Origin of the sequence: Nocardiopsis sp. TNDT3, assembly GCF_003427465.1 — a bacterium.
GTDB lineage: Bacteria > Actinomycetota > Actinomycetes > Streptosporangiales > Streptosporangiaceae > Nocardiopsis > Nocardiopsis dassonvillei.
This window is the reverse complement of the sequence record NZ_QPFC01001370.1, coordinates 1-1,464: the sequence shown is the minus strand read 5'-3', so window position 1 is coordinate 1,464 and position 1,464 is coordinate 1. Positions and strand designations below refer to the sequence as shown.

General features: G+C 70.0%; 1 protein-coding gene. It reads left to right on the top strand.

All coding sequences use genetic code 11. The features are described from left to right. The first annotated feature begins 153 nt into the window (after positions 1-153). Positions 154-1,422, top strand: a complete 1,269-nt coding sequence (gene nhaA, locus DQW06_RS27930) for a Na+/H+ antiporter NhaA (RefSeq protein ID WP_117199597.1) — start codon at positions 154-156, stop codon at positions 1,420-1,422. Positions 1,423-1,464: the final 42 nt, after the last annotated feature.

The window sequence follows — 1,464 nt, the reverse complement described above, 5'->3', positions numbered from 1 at the left end:
CCGGCCTCCTCCGCCCCGGAACGGACACATGGCCCCTGGGCTGGACATTCATCCCATCTTCCGCCAGCATGGGCGAGGCGCGCGCCCGCGCCTAGGTGTGCCGGGAAGACTGGTCGGCGAGTCCCTGTCAGTCGTACGCCCGGAAAGTTGCACATGAGCATCGACCCGATTCTGCGCTCCGAGCGCCACGGCCCGCTCTCACGGTTGGCCGACACCCTGCGCAGCGACAGCGTCGGCGGCTTCCTGCTGATCGGCGCCGCGATCCTCGCCCTCGTCTGGATCAACTCGCCCTTCGGCGATGTCTACGAGAACCTGCGGGCGGTCACCTTCGGGCCCGAGTCGCTGCACCTGAACCTGTCCCTGGAGACCTGGGCCGCCGACGGCCTCCTGGCGATCTTCTTCTTCGTCGTCGGCAACGAGCTCAAGCAGGAGTTCGTCCACGGGGAGCTGCGAGACCCCCGCCGGGCCATGCTGCCGATCGTCGCGGCGATCTGCGGCATGATCGTGCCCGCCGCCATCTACGCCGCGATCAACTTCACCTCGCCCGACACCCTCCACGGGTGGGGCATCCCGATGGCGACCGACATCGCCTTCGCCCTCGCGATCCTCGCGGTGATCGGCCGGGGACTGCCGCCCGCGCTGCGGACCTTCCTGCTGACGCTGGCGATCGTGGACGACCTCGGCGCGATCATCGTCATCGCGGTCTTCTACACGTCCGGCATCAACTTCGTGGCCCTGCTGGCCGCCGCCGCGGGCCTGGCGGTCTTCTGGTACCTCCAGCGCGGCAAGGGCCTGGCCGCCAGGCTCAACGCGTCGGTGGTCCCCAACTGGCTGGTCTACGTGCCCCTGGCCCTGGTGATCTGGGTCCTGGTCCACGAGAGCGGCGTGCACGCGACCATCGCGGGTGTGGCCATGGGCCTGCTGATGCGCACCAACAAGCTGCCCGGCGAGCACCACGACCCGAGCCACGGCGTGGAGCAGCTGCTGCGCCCCTGGTCCGCGGGACTGGCCCTGCCGATCTTCGCCTTCTTCTCCGCGGGCGTGGTCTTCGACGGCTTCGGCGAGGTCCTCACCGACACGGCCGCGCTGGGCATCCTCGCGGGCCTGGTCGTCGGCAAGGTGATCGGCATCGCGGGCGGCTCGTGGCTGACCACCAAGGTGACCAGGGCCGAGCTCAACCCCAGCCTGAAGTGGATCGACATCGTCGGCATGTCGCAGCTGGCCGGTATCGGGTTCACCGTGTCGCTGCTGATCAGTGAGCTGACGTTCGCCGACGACCCGGGGCACCTGGCGCACGCCAAGACGGGCGTGCTGGTGGCCTCCGCCATCGCGACGCTGCTGGCGACGGTGATCCTGGGTGCGAGGGCGCGGCACTACCGGAAGCTGGAACGCCAGAGCACGGCGGGCGCGGACTCCGAGTAGGAACACGGCGGCGGCCCGTCTCCCCCGAGCGGGGAGGCGGGC